The 16,436-nt window shown below is 75.8% G+C and carries 18 protein-coding genes and 1 tRNA gene; 8 read left to right on the plus strand and 11 right to left on the minus strand.

The window, feature by feature from the left end; all coding sequences use genetic code 11:
• The first annotated feature begins 91 nt into the window (after window positions 1-91).
• From msrA to KRAD_RS05665, 4 genes are all read left to right on the plus strand, one after another.
• Window positions 92-733 carry a peptide-methionine (S)-S-oxide reductase MsrA gene (gene msrA, locus KRAD_RS05650; protein ID WP_041292739.1) on the plus strand — a complete coding sequence of 214 codons (642 nt, stop codon included), beginning with the start codon at window positions 92-94 and terminating at the stop codon, window positions 731-733.
• Window positions 734-1,008: 275 nt separating this feature from the next.
• Window positions 1,009-1,683 carry a sigma factor-like helix-turn-helix DNA-binding protein gene (locus KRAD_RS05655; RefSeq protein ID WP_012084570.1) on the plus strand — a complete coding sequence of 225 codons (675 nt, stop codon included), beginning with the start codon at window positions 1,009-1,011 and terminating at the stop codon, window positions 1,681-1,683.
• A 29-nt stretch (window positions 1,684-1,712) separates the two neighbouring features.
• The gene (locus KRAD_RS23985) at window positions 1,713-2,891 is read left to right on the plus strand and encodes an ATP-binding protein (protein ID WP_012084571.1); all 1,179 of its coding nucleotides are present in this window, start codon (window positions 1,713-1,715) and stop codon (window positions 2,889-2,891) included.
• On the plus strand, window positions 2,888-3,988 hold the full coding sequence (locus KRAD_RS05665) for a hypothetical protein (RefSeq protein WP_012084572.1): 1,101 nt from the start codon (window positions 2,888-2,890) through the stop codon (window positions 3,986-3,988). The genes KRAD_RS23985 and KRAD_RS05665 overlap by 4 nt, the downstream gene beginning before the upstream one ends.
• A gap of 14 nt (window positions 3,989-4,002) precedes the next feature.
• On the opposite strand, the gene KRAD_RS05670 is transcribed toward KRAD_RS05665, so the two are convergent.
• On the minus strand, window positions 4,003-5,172 hold the full coding sequence (locus KRAD_RS05670; protein ID WP_041292741.1) for a dihydrodipicolinate synthase family protein: 1,170 nt from the start codon (window positions 5,170-5,172) through the stop codon (window positions 4,003-4,005).
• 47 nt (window positions 5,173-5,219) lie between these two features.
• Window positions 5,220-6,368: a Gfo/Idh/MocA family protein gene (locus KRAD_RS05675; RefSeq protein WP_012084574.1), complete on the minus strand. Its 1,149-nt coding sequence runs from the start codon at window positions 6,366-6,368 to the stop codon at window positions 5,220-5,222.
• A gap of 275 nt (window positions 6,369-6,643) precedes the next feature.
• Here KRAD_RS05675 and KRAD_RS05680 point away from each other — a divergent pair, with 275 nt between their 5' ends.
• Genes KRAD_RS05680 through KRAD_RS05690 form a run of 3 tightly spaced genes read left to right on the plus strand, consistent with a single transcriptional unit; the run spans window position 6,644 to window position 9,650 of the window.
• Window positions 6,644-7,663, plus strand: coding sequence for an efflux RND transporter periplasmic adaptor subunit (locus tag KRAD_RS05680; RefSeq protein WP_012084575.1), 1,020 nt, complete (start codon window positions 6,644-6,646; stop codon window positions 7,661-7,663).
• Window positions 7,663-8,430 (plus strand): ABC transporter ATP-binding protein, encoded by a 768-nt coding sequence (locus tag KRAD_RS05685; RefSeq protein WP_012084576.1) that lies wholly within the window; start codon window positions 7,663-7,665, stop codon window positions 8,428-8,430. The genes KRAD_RS05680 and KRAD_RS05685 overlap by 1 nt, the downstream gene beginning before the upstream one ends.
• A complete protein-coding gene (locus tag KRAD_RS05690) occupies window positions 8,427-9,650 on the plus strand; it encodes an ABC transporter permease (protein ID WP_012084577.1) in 1,224 nt (407 codons plus the stop codon). Before KRAD_RS05685 ends, KRAD_RS05690 begins: the two co-directional genes overlap by 4 nt.
• Window positions 9,651-9,740: 90 nt before the next feature.
• Here KRAD_RS05690 and KRAD_RS05695 read toward each other — a convergent pair whose 3' ends face one another.
• From KRAD_RS05695 to KRAD_RS05720, 6 genes are all read right to left on the minus strand, one after another.
• The gene (locus KRAD_RS05695) at window positions 9,741-11,105 is read right to left on the minus strand and encodes a cystathionine beta-synthase (RefSeq protein WP_012084578.1); all 1,365 of its coding nucleotides are present in this window, start codon (window positions 11,103-11,105) and stop codon (window positions 9,741-9,743) included.
• A 49-nt stretch (window positions 11,106-11,154) separates the two neighbouring features.
• Window positions 11,155-11,508, minus strand: a complete 354-nt coding sequence (locus tag KRAD_RS23990; RefSeq protein ID WP_012084579.1) for a hypothetical protein — start codon at window positions 11,506-11,508, stop codon at window positions 11,155-11,157.
• Window positions 11,509-11,527: 19 nt separating this feature from the next.
• Window positions 11,528-12,361 carry a Bax inhibitor-1/YccA family protein gene (locus KRAD_RS05705; protein WP_041291923.1) on the minus strand — a complete coding sequence of 278 codons (834 nt, stop codon included), beginning with the start codon at window positions 12,359-12,361 and terminating at the stop codon, window positions 11,528-11,530.
• A 95-nt stretch (window positions 12,362-12,456) separates the two neighbouring features.
• Window positions 12,457-12,540: transfer RNA gene (locus KRAD_RS05710), tRNA-Leu, on the minus strand.
• A 19-nt stretch (window positions 12,541-12,559) separates the two neighbouring features.
• A complete protein-coding gene (locus KRAD_RS05715) occupies window positions 12,560-13,435 on the minus strand; it encodes a uracil-DNA glycosylase (RefSeq protein WP_012084581.1) in 876 nt (291 codons plus the stop codon).
• The gene (locus tag KRAD_RS05720) at window positions 13,395-13,838 is read right to left on the minus strand and encodes an SRPBCC family protein (protein WP_012084582.1); all 444 of its coding nucleotides are present in this window, start codon (window positions 13,836-13,838) and stop codon (window positions 13,395-13,397) included. The genes KRAD_RS05715 and KRAD_RS05720 overlap by 41 nt, the downstream gene beginning before the upstream one ends.
• Before the next feature lie 38 nt (window positions 13,839-13,876).
• Between KRAD_RS05720 and KRAD_RS05725 the strand changes: the two genes are divergently transcribed.
• Complete coding sequence (locus KRAD_RS05725; protein ID WP_041291924.1) at window positions 13,877-14,245, plus strand: MmcQ/YjbR family DNA-binding protein; 369 nt, start codon at window positions 13,877-13,879, stop codon at window positions 14,243-14,245.
• A gap of 16 nt (window positions 14,246-14,261) precedes the next feature.
• Here KRAD_RS05725 and KRAD_RS05730 read toward each other — a convergent pair whose 3' ends face one another.
• From KRAD_RS05730 to KRAD_RS23995, 3 genes are read right to left on the minus strand one after another with little or no spacing between them, the layout of a single operon-like run.
• The gene (locus KRAD_RS05730; protein WP_012084584.1) at window positions 14,262-15,203 is read right to left on the minus strand and encodes a Ppx/GppA phosphatase family protein; all 942 of its coding nucleotides are present in this window, start codon (window positions 15,201-15,203) and stop codon (window positions 14,262-14,264) included.
• Entirely contained in the window at window positions 15,200-15,748 is a 549-nt protein-coding gene (locus KRAD_RS05735; RefSeq protein ID WP_012084585.1) for a DUF501 domain-containing protein, read from the minus strand. The genes KRAD_RS05730 and KRAD_RS05735 overlap by 4 nt, the downstream gene beginning before the upstream one ends.
• Window positions 15,749-15,764: 16 nt before the next feature.
• Window positions 15,765-16,403, minus strand: a complete 639-nt coding sequence (locus KRAD_RS23995) for an FtsB family cell division protein (protein WP_012084586.1) — start codon at window positions 16,401-16,403, stop codon at window positions 15,765-15,767.
• Window positions 16,404-16,436 lie beyond the last annotated feature (33 nt).

Below are 16,436 nucleotides of genomic sequence, written 5' to 3' on the forward strand. Positions count from 1 at the left end.
GGGAACGTCCGGGGCGTCCTCGCGGTTGGAACGGTCACGACGGCGAAGAGGAGTTGGTGACGTGCTGTTCGGCAACCCGTACAAGACGACGATGGTGACCGCGGACCAGGCCCTGCGGGGCTCGGCGACGCGGCGCTTCGAGGTCCCCGCGACCCACGCGGTCCTGGGCACCCCGCTGGAGGGGCCGTGGCCCGAGGGCACCGAGGTGATCTCGTTCGCCATGGGCTGCTACTGGGGCGCGGAGCGCATCTTCTGGCGCCAGCCGGGGGTCGTGACGACCGCGGCGGGCTTCCAGGGGGGCTTCACGGAGAACCCGACGTACGAGGAGTCCACGACGGGCCGCACCGGCCACGCCGAGACGGTCCTCGTGGCCTACGACCCCACCGCGACGTCCGCGGAGCAGCTGCTGAAGATCTTCTGGGAGAACCACGACCCCACGCAGGGCTACCGCCAGGGCAACGACCGCGGCACGGAGTACCGCTCGGCCGTCTACACGACGACCGACGAGCAGTGGGAGGCGGCGCAGCGCACCCGCGAGACGTTCCAGCGCGAGCTGACCGAGCACGGGCACGGGCGGATCACCACCGAGATCCGCCGGGCGTCGGAGGCGGGCCCGTTCTGGTACGCCGAGGACTACCACCAGCAGTACCTGGAGAAGGTGCCGAACGGCTACTGCAACCACGGGCCGAACGGGCTGACCTGCCAGATCGGGCTGGTCCCGGCCGCGGAGTGACGCCGCGGGGCTGAGGCGTCGCGGGGCCGAGGCGTGGACGCCACGAGGGGACGGTGCCCGCGGGCACCGTCCCCTCGTGTGCGTACGCCCCCCAGCGCATGCGCGGCCACCCGTCCCCCCGGCGGGGTGCCGGGAGGAATCCTCCCAGAGGGGCGCGTCCCCCGACACCGCCGAGCCACCCCCCTTTCGGGGGTGCGCGCACGGCCGCGGGGGGCCGCGGGTGGTCGGGAGCACCGTCCCGGTCCCGCTAGCCTCGCCGCGGAAGGAGGACCGACGTGACCACCCTGCGCATCGCGGCGGTCGACGACCACCCGGCTCTGCTCGCCGGGCTGCAGCTCGAGCTCGCCCGCCTGGAGCCCTCGCTGGAGTTCGTCGCCACCGCCCCCACCGTGCCCGACCTGCTGTTCCAGCTGGAGGGGGCGGTGCCGCCCGACGTCGTCCTGCTGGACCTGCGCCTGGGCGACGGCTCGCGCCCCGCGGGCAACGTGGCGGCCCTGCTCGCCGCCGGCAGCCGCGTCCTGGTCTACACCGAGGGCCGCGAGCACACCCCGGCCCTGGAGGCGCTGCAGGCGGGCGCCCAGGGCGTGCTGCTCAAGGACCGCCCGGTCGCGACGGTCGCGGAGGCGCTGCGCGCCGTGGCCGCCGGCGACACCGTCCCCTCGGCGGAGACGGCCGCGGCCCTGCAGGTCGACGAGACCCTGACCTCGCACCTGTCCCCGCAGGAGCGGCGGGTGCTGGAGCTGTACGCGGGCGGGATGCCGGCGCGGTCGGTCGCGCTGCGCCTGGGGGTGACGCTGGAGACGGCCAAGAGCTACCTCAAGCGCATCCGCGCGAAGTACGCCGCCCTGGACCGGCCGGCCTACACCCGCATGGAGCTGTACCGGCGCGCGGTGGAGGACGGCGTCCTCGCCCCTCTCATGCCGCCGGCGACCCGTGGTCCCGAGGACTGACCGCGCGGTGACCCCGTGCTGAGCGCGCGGTGACCCGTTCCGGCGCGCAGCGGCTGCTCGCCCTGGTCCTGGCCCTGGGGCTGGTCTCGGTGGCCCCCACCGTCGTCGCGAACCTGGTGACCGGCCGCTCGGCCACGCCGCCGGCCTGGGCGGCGGCGGTGTGCACGGCCTACCTGGCCGTCTTCGTCGTGCTGCTGGTCCAGGCCGTGCGGCGCGGGGCGTGCGGTCCGGCGGCCTGGGCGCTCGTCGTCGTGGGCGACGTCGCCCTCGCCACCTACCCCGTGGTCTCCCCGCACGTCGACGACGACGTCCCCTGGGTGCTGGCGCTGTCGGCCATCACCGTGGGGGCGGGAGCGGTCGCGGCCCCGTCGCTGGGCGGTGCGCTCGGGCTCACCGCGGTCCACCTGCTCCTGCGCCAGCTCCTGCAGCTGAGCGGGGTGTGGAGCGTGCGGGCCGACATCGCCGTCGTGGAGACCGTCGGGCAGCTGGTGATCGCGGTGGCGGCCTCGGTCGCGGTCCAGGCCGTGCAGGAGTCGGCGCGGTCGGTGGAGCAGGCCCGCGACGCCGCCGCGCGCGCGGCCGCGGCGGCCGCGGCGGCCCGCGCGGAGGAGGTGGAGAACTCCCGTTGGGACGGGATCGTCCACGACGACGTGCTCGCCTCGCTGTCCACGGCGGCGCACGCCCGCGACGCCGCGGACCGGGGGCGGGCCCGGGCCGCGGCCGAGCGGGCGCTGGCCAGCGTCGACGGCGGGCTCGCCGGGGCCCGCGACACCGGGCCCGTGGGGGCGGCGGAGACCGTGTCCCGCCTGCGCAGCGCGGTGCTCGCGCTGCACCCGGGCGCGGTGCTGAGCGCCCCGGACGCCCCCGCGGGGCAGCTGGCCCCGGAGGCGGTGGACGCGCTGGTCGCGGCGACGGCGGAGGCCGTGCGCAACGCCGTGCGGCACGGGTCGCGGGCCGGGCGGGTCCCGGACGTGCGGGTGCGGGTCCGCGCCGACGCCCGGCGGGGGCGGTTCGGCGTCGAGGTGCGTGACGACGGCGCCGGCTTCGACGCCCGCCGGGCGACCCCGCGGCTGGGTCTGGCGGTGTCGGTGCGCCGGCGCGCCGACGTCGTCGGCGGCCGGGCCCTGGTGCGGTCCGCGCCCGGGGTCGGCACCGTGGTCCTGCTGGGCGTCCCGCTGCTGGGGACGAGCGCGGAGGGCGCCGGGTGAGCGGGGTCCGGCGGGCGTGCCTGACCGGGACGGTCATCTGGCTGTTCTCCCACGGCCCCCTCGTGGCGCTGCTCTCCCTGCACCAGCACCGGTGGCCCGCCCTCGCCCTCCTCGCCCTGGTCGTCGTCCTCGGGGTGAGCGCGCTGGCCGTGCGCCCCCTCCTCGGGGGCCCGCTGGACCTCTCCCGCCGGGCCGCGGTCGCGATGGCCGCCGTCGTCCCGCTCAGCGGGCTGGCCGTCACCCCGTTCGTGGCCGAGGACCTCTGGCGCACCCACGCGAACTGGTGGCCGGGGCTGACCCAGATCGTGGTGGCGGCGCTGGTGGTGCGCCGGCGGTGGGGGCCCGCGCTGGCCGCGGAGCTGGGGTCCGCGGCGGTCCTGGGGTTCCTGGTCGCGGGGTCGGACCTGCCGCACCGGGTCGTGGTCTTCGCGGCGCTGAACCAGCCCGCGATCGTCTGGTTCACCGCCTCGGTGGGGGTGCGCTTCGTCTTCGACCGCACCGCGCGCGACGTGGCCCGCTACGACGCCGACGCCGGGCGCGCGGTGGCCGCCGGCGCGAGCACGCAGGCCCGCGCCCGCAGCGCCCGCCGGCGCCGGGACGACCTCGAGCACGGCGCGGTCCCGCTGCTGCGCCGGGTCGCGGCCGCCGCACCCGACGCGGACGACTGGGCGGAGCTGTCCCGGGCGGCGCTGGCCCTGGAGCGGCAGGTGCGCGACGACCTGCGCGCCCGCGACCTCCTCGACGACTCCGTCCGCACCGCGCTGCGGGAGGCCCGGGCCCGCGGGGCCGTCGTCGACGTCGTGGACGACCGCGGGACGGCGGACGGCTCGGACCTGGCCGGGGCGCTGCGCGGGGTGCTGGGGTCCGTGCTGGCCGCGTGCGGCACGGCCCAGGTCACCGTGCGCCTGCCCCCGGGGGGCCGGCTGGCGACCCTCTCGGTGGACGGTTCCCGCGCCGAGGCGGAGGCCGTCAGCCGCGTCCTGCAGCGGGCGCGGCAGGACGGCCTCCCCCTGGACGTGCGGGACGACCTGCGGGTGGACGCGGCGGCCGGGTCCTCCTGGGTGGAGTTCCGGCCGCTCGCCCCCGCGACGGGCTGAGCCCGCCCGGTCGCTCAGACCTCCAGGCCGTGCACCGCCAGGTAGTCCCGCAGCCGGCGCGCGGCCAGCGCCGGGTCGCTGAGGACCCCCGCCTCGTCGGCGAGGCGGAACGTCTCGGCCTGGTGCACGGCGCTGCGCGCGGAGTGCAGCCCCCCGACCATCGCGTAGCCGGGCTGGCGGCCGTCGAGGAAGTTCAGGAACGCGATCCCGGCCTTGTAGTAGGGCGTCGGGGCGCCGAAGACGTGGCGGGCCAGCGGGACCGTCGGGTCCAGCGCGGAGCGGAACCCGGCGACGTCGCCGGCGTCCAGGCGCACCAGGGCGGCGGCGGCCGCCGGGGCGATCCCGGCGAAGATCCCGAGCAGGGCGTCGGAGTGGTGCTCCCCGTCGCCCTGGACGAGCTCGGGGTAGTTGAAGTCGTCGCCGGTGTAGAGCCGGACGCCCGGGGGCAGGCGGCGCCGCAGGTCCTTCTCGTGCTCGGCGTCGAGCAGCGACACCTTCACCCCGTCGACGTGCTCGGCGTTGGCGCGCACGAGGTCCACGAACGTGTCGGTGGCGGCGGCGACGTCGCCCGGGCGCGAGCCCCAGTACCCGGCCAGGGCGGGGTCGAAGACCTCCCCGAGCCAGTGCAGGACGGCGGGGCGGCGGACCTGGGCGAGCAACCCCGAGCACAGGGCCAGGTAGTCCTCGGGCCCGGAGGCGGCGGCGGCGAGGTGGCGGCTGGCCATGAGGATGGGCTGGGCGCCGGTGTCCTCGACGAGGGCGAGCTGCTCCTCGTAGGCCGCCCGCACCTCGTCGAGGGTGTGCGGGCCGGGCCCGAGCTGGTCGGTCCCGACCCCGGCGGCGATGCGGCCCCCGACCGCGGCGGCCTCGGTCGCGCTGCGGCGCACGAGTTCCGTCGTGGCCGCGAAGTCCAGGCCCATCCCCCGCTGGGCGGTGTCCATGGCCTCGGCGACGCCGAGGCCGAGGGACCACAGCCGGTGCCGGAAGGCCAGGGTGGCGTCCCAGTCGAGGTCGGCGGGGGCGCCGGGGACGTTCTCGGCCCCGGCGCGCGGGACGACGTGGGCGGCGGCGAACGCCGTCCGGCTGCGGGCCGGGCCGGCGGGGACCTCCCAGTCCACGGGTTCGGAGACGGCGTGCTCGACGAGCTCGACCCCGCCGTCGGGGCGGCGCCGCGGCAGCCGCAGGACGTCGCCGGTGAGCCCGCGCCGCGCGAGCCGCTCGGAGACGGCGCTCACAGCGCCAGGTCCGCGAGCTCGACGCGCCGGCCCTGCGCCGACGACTCCAGACCGGCCGCCGCGAGCCGGACCCCCCTCGCCCCGGAGAGGAAGTCGTAGGGGTGGGGGGTGTCGGCGACGACGTGGCGGACGAACTGCTCCCACTGCACCTTGAACCCGTTGTCCAGCGGTTCGTTGTCGGGGACGGGGACCCAGTCGTCGCGGTAACGGTGCTGCTCGGGCAGGTCGGGGTTCCACACGGCCTTCGGGGTCACCGCGCGCGGCTGGACCCGGCAGGCGAACAACCCGGCGACGGCGCTGCCGAGGGTCCCGTCGACCTGGAACTCGACGAGCTCGTCGCGGTCGACGCGCACGGCCCAGGAGGAGTTCAGCTGGGCGATGATCCCGCCCTCGAGCTCGAAGATCGCGTAGGCGGCGTCGTCGGCGGTGGCCTTGTACGCCTCGCCGTGCTCGTCGTGGCGCACGGGGACGTGGGTGACGGCCTTGGCCGTGACGGCCTCGACGGGGGCGACGATCTGCTCCAGCACGTAGTTCCAGTGGCAGAACATGTCCGCGACGATGCCGCCGCCGTCCTCGGCCCGGTAGTTCCAGCTCGGGCGCTGGGCCGGCTGCCAGTCGCCCTCGAAGACCCAGTAGCCGAACTCCCCGCGGACGGAGAGGATCTCGCCGAAGAACCCGGAGTCGACGAGCCGCTTGAGCTTGCGCAGGCCGGGCAGGAACAGCTTGTCGTGCACGACGCCGTTCTTGACCCCGGCGCGGGCGGCGGCCCGGGCCAGCTCGAGGGCTCCCTCGACGCTCTCGGCGGTGGGCTTCTCGGTGTAGACGTGGCGGCCCGCGGCGATGGCGGCGAGGATCGAGCGCTCGCGCGCGGAGGTGATCTGGGCGTCGAAGTAGAGCGGGTACTCGTCGTCGGCGAGGGCGGTGTCGAGGTCGGTCGTCCAGTGCCGGAGGTCGTGGCGCCGGGCGATCTCGCGGAGCTTGTCCTCCGAGCGCCCCACGAGCAGCGGTTCCAGCTGCACGCGGGAGCCGTCGGGGAGCTCGACCCCGCCCTGCTCGCGGATGGCCAGGACCGAGCGCAGCAGGTGCTGCCGGTACCCCATCCGTCCCGTGACACCGTTCATGACCACACCGAGGCGTTGCACCATCGCTGCCTCCTCCTGGAAGTAGTGGGAATGCGCTTTCCGGAAGGCTAGGTCAGGGAGGGCGCCGGGGGCAAGGACCGGGCGACGCGGGTTCCTCCCCGCACCCGCTCCCCCGCGGAGTGGTTGAACGCGCGACGGCGGACGTGTCCTGTGCAGGTTTCCCCCACGTCCCACGGTGACCGCTCGGTCGCTGCTAGGTTCCGGCCCAGCCGATCGGGGGACCGGCAGCCTGCACCGTGCACCAGCGACCCACCCCCGAAACCTCCGGAGGTGCCGCTGTGGGCGTTGTCCGCACGATCGTCTTCCCCGCCCTGAGACTCCTCGTCTGGGCGCTCATCGCCGTCGCCCTGCTCTACATCGCGTTCGTGCGCGGCTCCGGGGAGGACACCGAGGCCGCCGCCAGCCCCTCCGCCGTCGTCGACCCGCCCGCGGCGGCGGTGGTGCGAGGCGACGTGACCAACACCGTGTCCCTCCAGGGCAGCATCCAGGCCGACCCGGCCACCACCGTCAAGGCCACCGCGACCGGGGTCGTCGGCAAGGTCCGCGCCGAGGTCGGCGACGACGTGGAGAAGGGCACCCCGCTGTTCACCGTCGCGGTGACCACCGAACCGCCCCCCGCCACCGACCCCCTCGCCCCGCCCGCCGCGCCCACCACCCGGACCGTCACCGTCTCCGCGACCGTCCCGGGCACCCTCGCCACCCTCGACGTCCTCCCCCAGCAGGCCGTGACCGTCGGCGACGCCGTCGCCAGCGTCAGCCCGGGGACCCTCACCGTCTCCGCCCCCATGACCCAGGCCCAGCAGTTCCGCCTCCTCCAGCCCCCCTCGACCGCCCGGGTCACCGTGCCCGGCGGCCCCGGCACGTTCGAGTGCACCGACCTGCGCACCGGCACCCCCGCGACGACGCCCGAGACCCCCGACCCGGACGCGGGGTACGTCGACCCCTACGCCGACCCGTCCTCGGCCATGACCGGGGCGACCGTGTCCTGCGCCGTCCCCGCCGGGGTGCAGGTCTTCGCCGGGCTCAGCGCCACCGTCGACGTCACCGCCGGCTCCGCGACCGGGGTCCTGCTGGCGCCGGTCACCGCCGTCCAGGGCAGCGTGGGCACGGGCACGGTGTGGCTCGTGGCCGACGACGGCGCGCAGGTCGAGACCCAGGTCTCCCTGGGGCTGACCGACGGCCAGAACGTCGAGATCACCCAGGGCCTGGAGGAGGGCCAGCAGATCCTGCAGTTCGTCCCCGGCACCGACACCCCGGCCGGCCAGCCCGGCGGCGGGATGTACGGGATGGGCTACTGATGGAGGGGACCTCCGCACCGAGCACGCCCGTCACCACCGCCGACGACGTCGTCTCCCTGACCGACGTCAGCCGGACGGTGCGCCTGCCCGACGGCGAGGACCTGCACATCCTCACCGGGGTGAACCTGCACATCGCCCGCGGCGAGCACGTCGCCGTCGTGGGCCGGTCCGGGTCGGGCAAGTCGACCCTGCTGAACATCGTCGGGCTGCTCGACGCCCCCACCGGCGGCCGGTACCTGCTCGACGGGAGACCCGTCTCGGGACTGTCCGCCCGCCGCACGGCGAAGCTGCGCGGGCAGACGTTCGGCTTCGTCTTTCAGCAGTTCAACCTGCTGCCCGGGCGCACCGCGACGGAGAACGTCGCCAACCCGCTGATGTACGCCGGCGGCCGCGACTTCCTGCATCGCAAGCGGACCGCGCGCGCCATGCTGGAACGCGTCGGGCTGGGCCACCGCCTCGACACCATGCCCGAGAAGCTGTCCGGCGGTGAGCAGCAGCGCGTCGCATTGGCGCGCAGCCTGGTCCGGCGCCCCCGCGTCCTGTTGGCCGACGAACCCACCGGCGCCCTCGACGTCGACACCGGTTCCGCCGTCATGGACGTGCTCGAGGAACTCGTCCGCGACGACGGCACGACGCTGGTCACCATCACCCACGACCTGTCGGTCGCCGCCCGCGCCGACCGGCGGTTCCGCCTCGACCACGGCGTCCTCACCGAGATCACCGCCGACGCCCTGGCGGCGGCCACCGCGCACCGGGAGACGGTGTGATCGGGCTCCTCGCGGCGATCTCCGAGGCCTGGAGCGAGATCCGCGTCAACCGCGTCCGCGTGGTGCTGTCCCTGGTGGGCGTCTTCCTCGCCGTCTTCGCCATGACGACCATCACCGCCGCCGGGAACATGGCCCGGCAGATGGTCGGGGAGAGCACCGAACGCTCCTCCGGGCGCCCGGCCACCATCCGGGTCGACGCCTACCCCATGTCGGCCAGCACCGCCGAGACCCTCCGCACCACGCAGACCGCGCTGCGCGAGGCGGCCACCCGGCACGAGACGGCCTGGTGGGGCCTGGCCTCCCAGCAGGGCAGTCAGCTCACGGTGCGCTTCCCCGCCGGCACGCAACTGGTCACCGCCTCCACGGTCGACCCCAGCTACGGCACGATGCACCGGGTCATCACCGAGGAGGGCCGCTGGTTCGCGGCATCCGACACGGACGCCTTCGCCCCGCGCCTCGTGGTGAACCGGGCCTTCGCCGACCAGCTCGGCGGGTTCGACCCCGCGAACCCGCTCACCGTCGTCCTCGGCGGCGACACCCCGGTGACGGCGACCGTCATCGGCATCTCCTCCTCGGCCAGCTACGACGCCGCGACCCCGGGGGCGTACGTGCTCAACAGCGACGCCCAGCGGTGGAACCTCACGGGCGACCCGGCCAGCACCGCGGGGCCCGGCCTGGAGATGTGGGTGCCCGACGCGGACGCCGAGGCCCTCGTTGCCGCCCTGCAGAGCGAGGTGCAGGCCAGCCTGCCGGGCTACTCGGTGTCCGTCTGGCGCCAGGACGCCGGCGCCGAGCTCGGCATCCTCGACACCGTCCTCGCCTACGGCGTGCGCGGCGTCGGGGTCTTCGCGCTGCTGCTCGGCGGCATCGGCGTCCTCAACGTCGGGCTGGTCACCGTCCGGCAGCGCATCCGCGAGATCGGCGTGCGGCGCAGCTTCGGCGCCACCGGCAGCCGGGTGTTCTTCGCGGTGCTCTTCGAGAGCGTCGCGGCCACGTTCGTCGCGGGTCTGCTCGCGGTGATGCTGTCGATCATCCTGGTGTCGAACTTCCCCCTCGACGCCGTCCTGCCCGCGGGGGTCACCCTGGAGGACGTCCCGCCGTTCCCGGTGCGGGCCGCGGTGGAGGGGCTCGTCGCCGCGACCCTCGTGGGGGCCCTGGCGGGTCTGGTCCCCGCGACCATGGCCGTGCGCGCCAAGGTCATCGACGCCATCCGCTACTGACCGGCGCTGCCGACCCGGCGCGGGGCGCCGGCTCCCCCCGACACGCCGGGGGCCCGCACGGTTCCCCGTGCGGGCCCCCGGCGCGGTGCGTCAGTGGGAGATGGCCAGGTAGGCCAGCAGGTCGTGGCGGGTGATGACGCCGGTGGGCTTGCCGTCCTCGACCACGACGGCGGCGTCGGCGCCGGAGAACACCGAGCGCACGTCCTCGACCGACTGACCCGCCCCGACCAGCGGCAGGGCCGGGCCCATGTGGGCGCTGACGGCGTCGGACATCTTCGCCCGGCCGGTGAACAGGGCGTCGAGCAGGGCGCGCTCGTTCACCGCCCCGGCGATCTCACCGGCCATCACGGGCGGTTCGGCCCCCACGACGGGCAGCTGCGAGACGCCGTACTCACGCATGATCTCGATGACGTCGTGGACGGTCTCGGTGGGGTGGGTGTGCACCAGCGCGGGCAGCCCGGTGGTCTTCGCGCGCAGCACCTCGCCCACCGTGCCGCGGGCCCCGGAGTCGAGGAACCCGTAGGACGCCATCCAGTCGTCGTTGAAGATCTTGCCGAGGTAGCCGCGGCCGCCGTCGGGCAGGAGCACGACGACGACGTCGTCGGGGCCGAGGTCCTTCGCCGCGCGCAGGGCCGCGACGACGGCCATCCCGCAGGAGCCGCCGACCAGCAGACCCTCCTCGCGGGCCAGGCGGCGGGTCATCTCGAAGGAGTCCGCGTCGGAGACGGCGATGATCTCGTCCGGGATCGAGGGGTCGTAGGCGGTGGGCCAGAAGTCCTCCCCCACCCCCTCGACGAGGTAGGGGCGCCCGGTGCCGCCGGAGTAGACCGAGCCCTCCGGGTCGGCGCCGATGACCTTCACCGGGCCCTGCTCCTTGAGGTAGCGGCCGGTGCCGGTGATCGTCCCGCCGGTGCCGACGCCGGTGACGAAGTGGGTGATCCGGCCCTCGGTGTCGGCCCAGATCTCCGGGCCGGTCGTCTCGTAGTGGCTGCGCGGGCCGTGGACGTTGCTGTACTGGTTCGGCTTCCAGGCGCCCTCGATCTCGCGCACGAGGCGGTCGGAGACCGAGTAGTAGGACTGCGGGTCCTCCGGCGGGACGGCGGTGGGGCACACGACGACCTCCGCGCCGTAGGCCTTGAGCACGTTCCGCTTGTCGGCGCCGACCTTGTCGGGGCACACGAAGACGCACTTGTAGCCGCGTTGCTGGGCGACGAGCGCGAGGCCGACGCCGGTGTTGCCGCTGGTGGGCTCGACGATCGTGCCGCCCGGCTTCAGCAGCCCCTCGGCCTCGGCGGCCTCGATCATGCGGGTCGCGATGCGGTCCTTCACGGAGCCGCCCGGGTTGAGGTACTCGACCTTCGCGAGCACCGTGCAGGCCAGGCCCTCGGTGACGCGGTTGAGCTTGACCAGCGGGGTCCCGCCCACGAGGTCGACGACGGTCTCGGCGTAGCGCATGGCCCCATCATCCCGCACGGCGACGACGGCCCCCGACGGAGCCCGGGGCTCAGAGCGCCCGGCGCACCCGGGCGAGGACCTCGTGCGCGGCGGCGAGCGCCGCACCGTCCCCGGCGGCGGCGAGGTCGTGGCCGACGACGGCGAGCTGGTCGCCGAGGCCGTGCGTGGCCAGCCGCGGCAGCGCGCGGCGGGGTTCGCCCTCGGCGTCGGCGGCGAGGTCGGCCAGGGCCTGGGCCCCGGCCCGGACCGCGTCGGCGGGACTGGTGTCCTCCCCCGGGCGCACCCGCTCCAGGCGGGTCAGCGGCAGGCTGCGGACGCGGTCGGCCTGCAGGTCCAGGGAGCGCGAGAGCTCGGCGCGCGCGGCCCGCAGGGCCGGCGCACCGAGCTCGTCGGTGTCCTCCACGATCGATCCGACCGGTGGGTCAGTCGTTGCCGCGCAGGATCGCGATGAGGCGCAGGATCTCCAGGTACAGCCACACCAGGGTCACCATCAGGCCGAAGCCGGCGCGCCAGGACTCCTTGACGGGCAGGCCGTTGCGGATGCCCTGCTCGATGTGGTCGAAGTCCAGGACCAGGAACAGCGAGGCCAGGACGACGCCGAAGGCGCTGACGACGATGGCCAGCAGGCCGCCGCCGGAGTAGACGCTGCCGATGCCCGCGAGGGAGGCGACGAGGTTGACCAGCCCGAAGACCAGGTACCCGATGCCCGCGATCATCAGCACCTTGGTGAAGCGGGGGCTGTTGCGGACGACGCCCGTCTTGTAGGCGATGAGCATCCCGCCGAAGGCGGCGAGGGTGCCGATGACGGCCTGGCCGATGATGCCGTCGTACAGCGAGGCGTACAGGGCGGAGATGCCACCCACGAACGCGCCCTCGACGACCGCGTAGGCGAACATCACACCCGGGCGGACCTTCTTGGACAGCTGGGCCCACAGGCCCAGGACCATCCCGACCAGCGCGGCACCGATGACGAGGCCGAAGCCCATCTGGCCGGACCGGACGCCGAGGTACCCGCCGGCGGCACCGACGAGCAGGACCGCGAACAGCGACGCCGTGCGGACCACGACGTCGTCGAGGGTCATCCGGCGCGACTGCGCCGGGGTGGCGGACGGCTTCTGGTACCAGTCCTGCAGCGTGCGGGCGGAAGCGTCGGCCGGTGCCGCCTGCCGCTGCGCCGAGCTGGGCGCGTCGAACGAGGCGTAGCCGTTGCCCTTCCACTCCTGGCTGCGTGCGAAGACCGGGTTCTTGCTCTCCATGGCTCCCCTCCGGGGCATTGCGTTCCTGGTGGGTGCAACGGCCGGGCACCGGCCGCCGTTCCCCGCCGCGATCACGGAAGCATCACGACTCGGTGTACCCGGGACGGGGATCGAACCCGCACGCCGCGAACGGCCCGGGGGTTTAAGCCCCGTGCGCCTACCAGTTACGCCACCCGGGCCTGCGCAGGCGACATCCTGTCAGCCCGCCCCGGGCGGGGCCTCCCCGGCCAGGCGCGCGGCGCGCCCCACCACGTCGTCCAGCATCGCGACCGTCAGCCGGCCGGTGGAGGTGTTCTGCTGGCTCACGTGGTAGCTGCCGAGCAGCCGCACCGGGCCCGCCGGGCCCTCCAGGACGGCCTCGGCGCCGTGGCCGAACCGCGGCTGCGGGCGCGGCACCGACCAGCCCGCCCGCCGCGCCGCCCCCAGGGCCACCCCCCAGGCGAACCTGCCGAGGGCGAGCACCACCCGCAGGCCGTCGGCGACGAGGGCGAGCTCGGCGTCCAGCCACGCCGCGCAGGTGTCGCGCTCACCGGTCGTGGGCCGGTTGTCCGGCGGCGCGCACCGCACGGGGGCCACGATCCGGGTGCGCCGCAGGGCGAGGCCGTCCGCGGCGTGCACGGAGGTGGCCTGCGTGGCCAGCCCCGCCCGGTGCAGGGCGGCGATGATCCAGTCCCCGGAGCGGTCGCCGGTGAACATCCGGCCCGTCCGGTTCCCGCCGTGCGCCGCGGGGGCCAGGCCCACCACCAGGACGCGCGGGTCCCCGACGCCGAGGCTGGGCACCGGGCGCCCCCAGTAGGGCTCCTCGCGGTAGGCGCGGCGCTTGGTCCGGGCGACGTCCTCGCGCCAGGTCACCAGCCGGGGGCAGGCCCGGCAGACGCCGGCGCGGGCGGACAGCTCGGCGAGGTCGGTCGCGGCGAGCGCGCGCACCTGCTCCGGGTCGTGGGCGACGGGGGTGTCCGGGCCGGAGGGGTCCCCGGGCCAGCCGGACCCCGGCGGGACCGGGGAGGGGAAGGACCGCCCCGTCGCCGGGTGCTCAGCGGGCGACGGTGTCGGCGAGGTTGTCGAGGAGTTCACCGTAGATCCGGTCCAGTCCGCGCGGGGCGAAGGTGCGCTCGAAGAAGCCGCCGATCCCGTCCGCGCCGTTCCACTCGCTGGTCACGACGACCTCGGAGGCCTCCGGCCCGTCGGCCTCGACCCGCCAGGTGGTGACCATGGAGGAGTTCTCGTCGCTCTCGACCAGGGCGTGCCGGTCGGTGGCGGACACCAGCGCGTGGACGTCGCGGACGCGCTTGCGGGTCGCGTGCAGCTTCCAGCGGACCTGGGTCCCCGGCCCCTGGCCCCCCTCGACGACCTCGTAGTCGGTGAACTGCTCGGGCAGCAACCGCGGGCGCGTGCCGCTGTAGTCGGCCAGCGCGGCGAGGACGCGCTCGGCGGGCGCGTCGATGCGTCGGGTGGTCGTGGCGGTCACGGTGCGCATGCTTCCCACCTTGCCAGATCTGCGGTTGGCTGTGACGCGTGGTGACCGGTGACACCCTGCGCGCCTGGGCCCTGGAGCTGCCCGAGGCCCACGAGGAGGAGACCTGGGGGGCGGCGACGTTCCGGGTCCGGGCGAAGATCTTCGCGATCCTGCGGGCCGAGGACGGGGTCGTCTCCGTCAAGGCCTCCCCGGTCGACCAGGCCGAGCTCATCGCCGGCGACCCGCGGACCTACCGGGTCGCCTCGCACGTGGGCCGCTTCGGCTGGGTCGAGGTGTCGCTGGCCGGCGCGGACCCGACGGAGCTGCGCTCGGTCCTGCTCGAGGCGTGGCGCCGCACCGCGCCGCGGCGCGTGCAGTCCGCCCTCCCCGACCACCTGCGCGCCCTGCTGCCCGCCCCGCCGGGGTGACCGGTGGCCCGGGGGCTCACCCGTTCCCGGCGAGGCCGAACGCGATGCCGTCGAGGAGGTCGTGCTCGCTGGTGACGACCTCGGTGATCCCCGCCTCGGCCTCCACGCGCTCCAGCACCGCGCGCCAGACCAGCGCCCCGGCACCGATGACGTCGACGCGGCCGGGGTGCACGAAGGGCAGGGCGGCCCGTTCGGCGCGGGTGGCGCGCAGCAGCCGGTCGCAGGCGTCGCGCACCTGCGCCACGGGCAGCCGGACCCCGTGCAGCGCACCGGGGACGTACTGCGCCAGGTCCAGGGCGGCGGCGGTGATCGTGGTGATCGAGCCGGCGACCCCGACGAGGGTGCGGGTGCGCGCCAGCGGGACGTCGCTGCCGGCGAGGGCGGCCTCGACGTCGGCGCGGGCCGCGGCGACCTGCGCGGGGGTGGGCGGGTCGTCGTGCAGGTGCCGCTCGGTCAGCCGGACCGAGCCGACGTCGAGGGAGCGGGCGGACTCGACGTCGCGCTCGCCCAGGACGAGCTCGGTGGACCCCCCGCCGAGGTCGACGACGAGGAAGGGTGCCCCCGCACCGCCGAGCTCGCGGGTGGCGCCGGCGAAGCCGAGGGCGGCCTCCTCCTCGCCGGTGACGACGTCGGGCAGGACGCCGAGGCGGCTGAGGACCCCGGCGGCGAACTCGTCGCGGTTGGCGACGTCGCGCGAGGCGGAGGTCGCCACGAACCGCACCGCGGCGGGGTCGACGCCGTGGCGGCGGACGAGCTCCGCGGCCCGGTCGAGGGCGGAGAAGGTGCGCTGCAGCGCTTCGGGGGCGAAGACGCCGGTGCGGTCGACGCCCTGGCCGAGGCGGACGACCTCCATGGTCCGTTCGAGCTCGACGCTCGTCCCGGCGGCGGCGTCGACGTCGGCGACGAGCAGGCGCAGCGAGTTCGTCCCGCAGTCGACGGCGGCGACGCGGCGGGTCACGCGCTCGTCCCCGCCGGCTCGGCGGGCCCGGCCGGGGCGCCGTGCGGGCACACCGCGGGCCAGCCGCCCTCGGCGCGCAGCCGCTCCAGCGTCTCGTCCCCGAAGGGGTTGACCCCCGGACCGGCGGCCAGGGAGTGGCCGACGAGGGCGTGCAGGCACTTCACCCGCGTCGGCATGCCGCCGGCGGAGATCCCGGCGATCTCGGGGACGTCGGCGTCGCCGAGGGCGGACCGGCGGCGCAGGTAGTCCTCGTGGGCCGCGGCGTAGGCGGCGGCGAGGTCGCCGTCCGCGGCGAGGCGCTCGCTCATCTCGCGCATGACCCCGGCCGCCTCGAGGGTGCTGATGACCCCGGCGGCCGTGGGGTCGACGAGGTAGTACGTCGTGGGGAAGGGGGTGCCGTCGGGCAGGCGGGGGGAGGTCTCGACGACGTCGGGGCGCCCGCAGGAGCAGCGGTGCGCGACGGCGACCACGCCGCGCGGGACCCGCCCGAGGCGTTCGGCGATGCTGTCGAGGTCGGCCTGGGTGGCGGGGGTCGGTCCGGTCACGTCCTGCTCACTGGTCTCAGGGGGTGGTGTCGCTGCTGCTGGAGCTCGTCGCGCCCAGCCCCGGGGTGCGCGAGGGGGCCAGCTCGTCGGGGTTGCCCGCCAGCCGCAGGGACTCCCAGACGTTCTCGTACCAGGCGGCGGAGGGCTTCGGCACGGTGGTCGCGGCCTGCTGCGGGGGGACCTCGTCGGCGTCGGTCGTGCCGTCGACGACGTAGGGCACCTCGCCCGGCTTCACGTAGCGCAGCCGTTCCCGCGCCTGGGCGACGACGTAGGCGTCGTCCTGCCAGCGCTCCTCCTGGGCCTGCGCCGCGGCGAGGTCCTCGCGCTGCTGGGAGATCTGCGCGTCCAGGCGCCCGATCTCCGAGCGCTGCTCCAGCCACTTCTGCAGGCTGGGGAGCAGGAAGATCGCCAGCAGCAGGGCGACCACGGCCAGCACCAGCACCCGGGGCCCGCGGGTCCGGCGGCGGTCGGCCGCCGACATCGTGGCCCCGCTGCGCCCGCGGGCGGCCGGGGCGGGGCGGGTCGCCGGCCCGGTGGTGGTGCGGCGGGGGCTGCCCGGTCCCCGGCCCGCGCCGGGGCGCGGTGCGCCGCTGCGCCCCGCGGCCCCTCCCGTGCGGGAGGGGCTGCGGGGCGCGGTCGGTCGTCGCGAACCCATGGGTCCAGCTTCTCCCGGTCGCCGCCGCTATCC

Source organism: Kineococcus radiotolerans SRS30216 = ATCC BAA-149 (genome assembly GCF_000017305.1).
Lineage (GTDB): Bacteria > Actinomycetota > Actinomycetes > Actinomycetales > Kineococcaceae > Kineococcus > Kineococcus radiotolerans.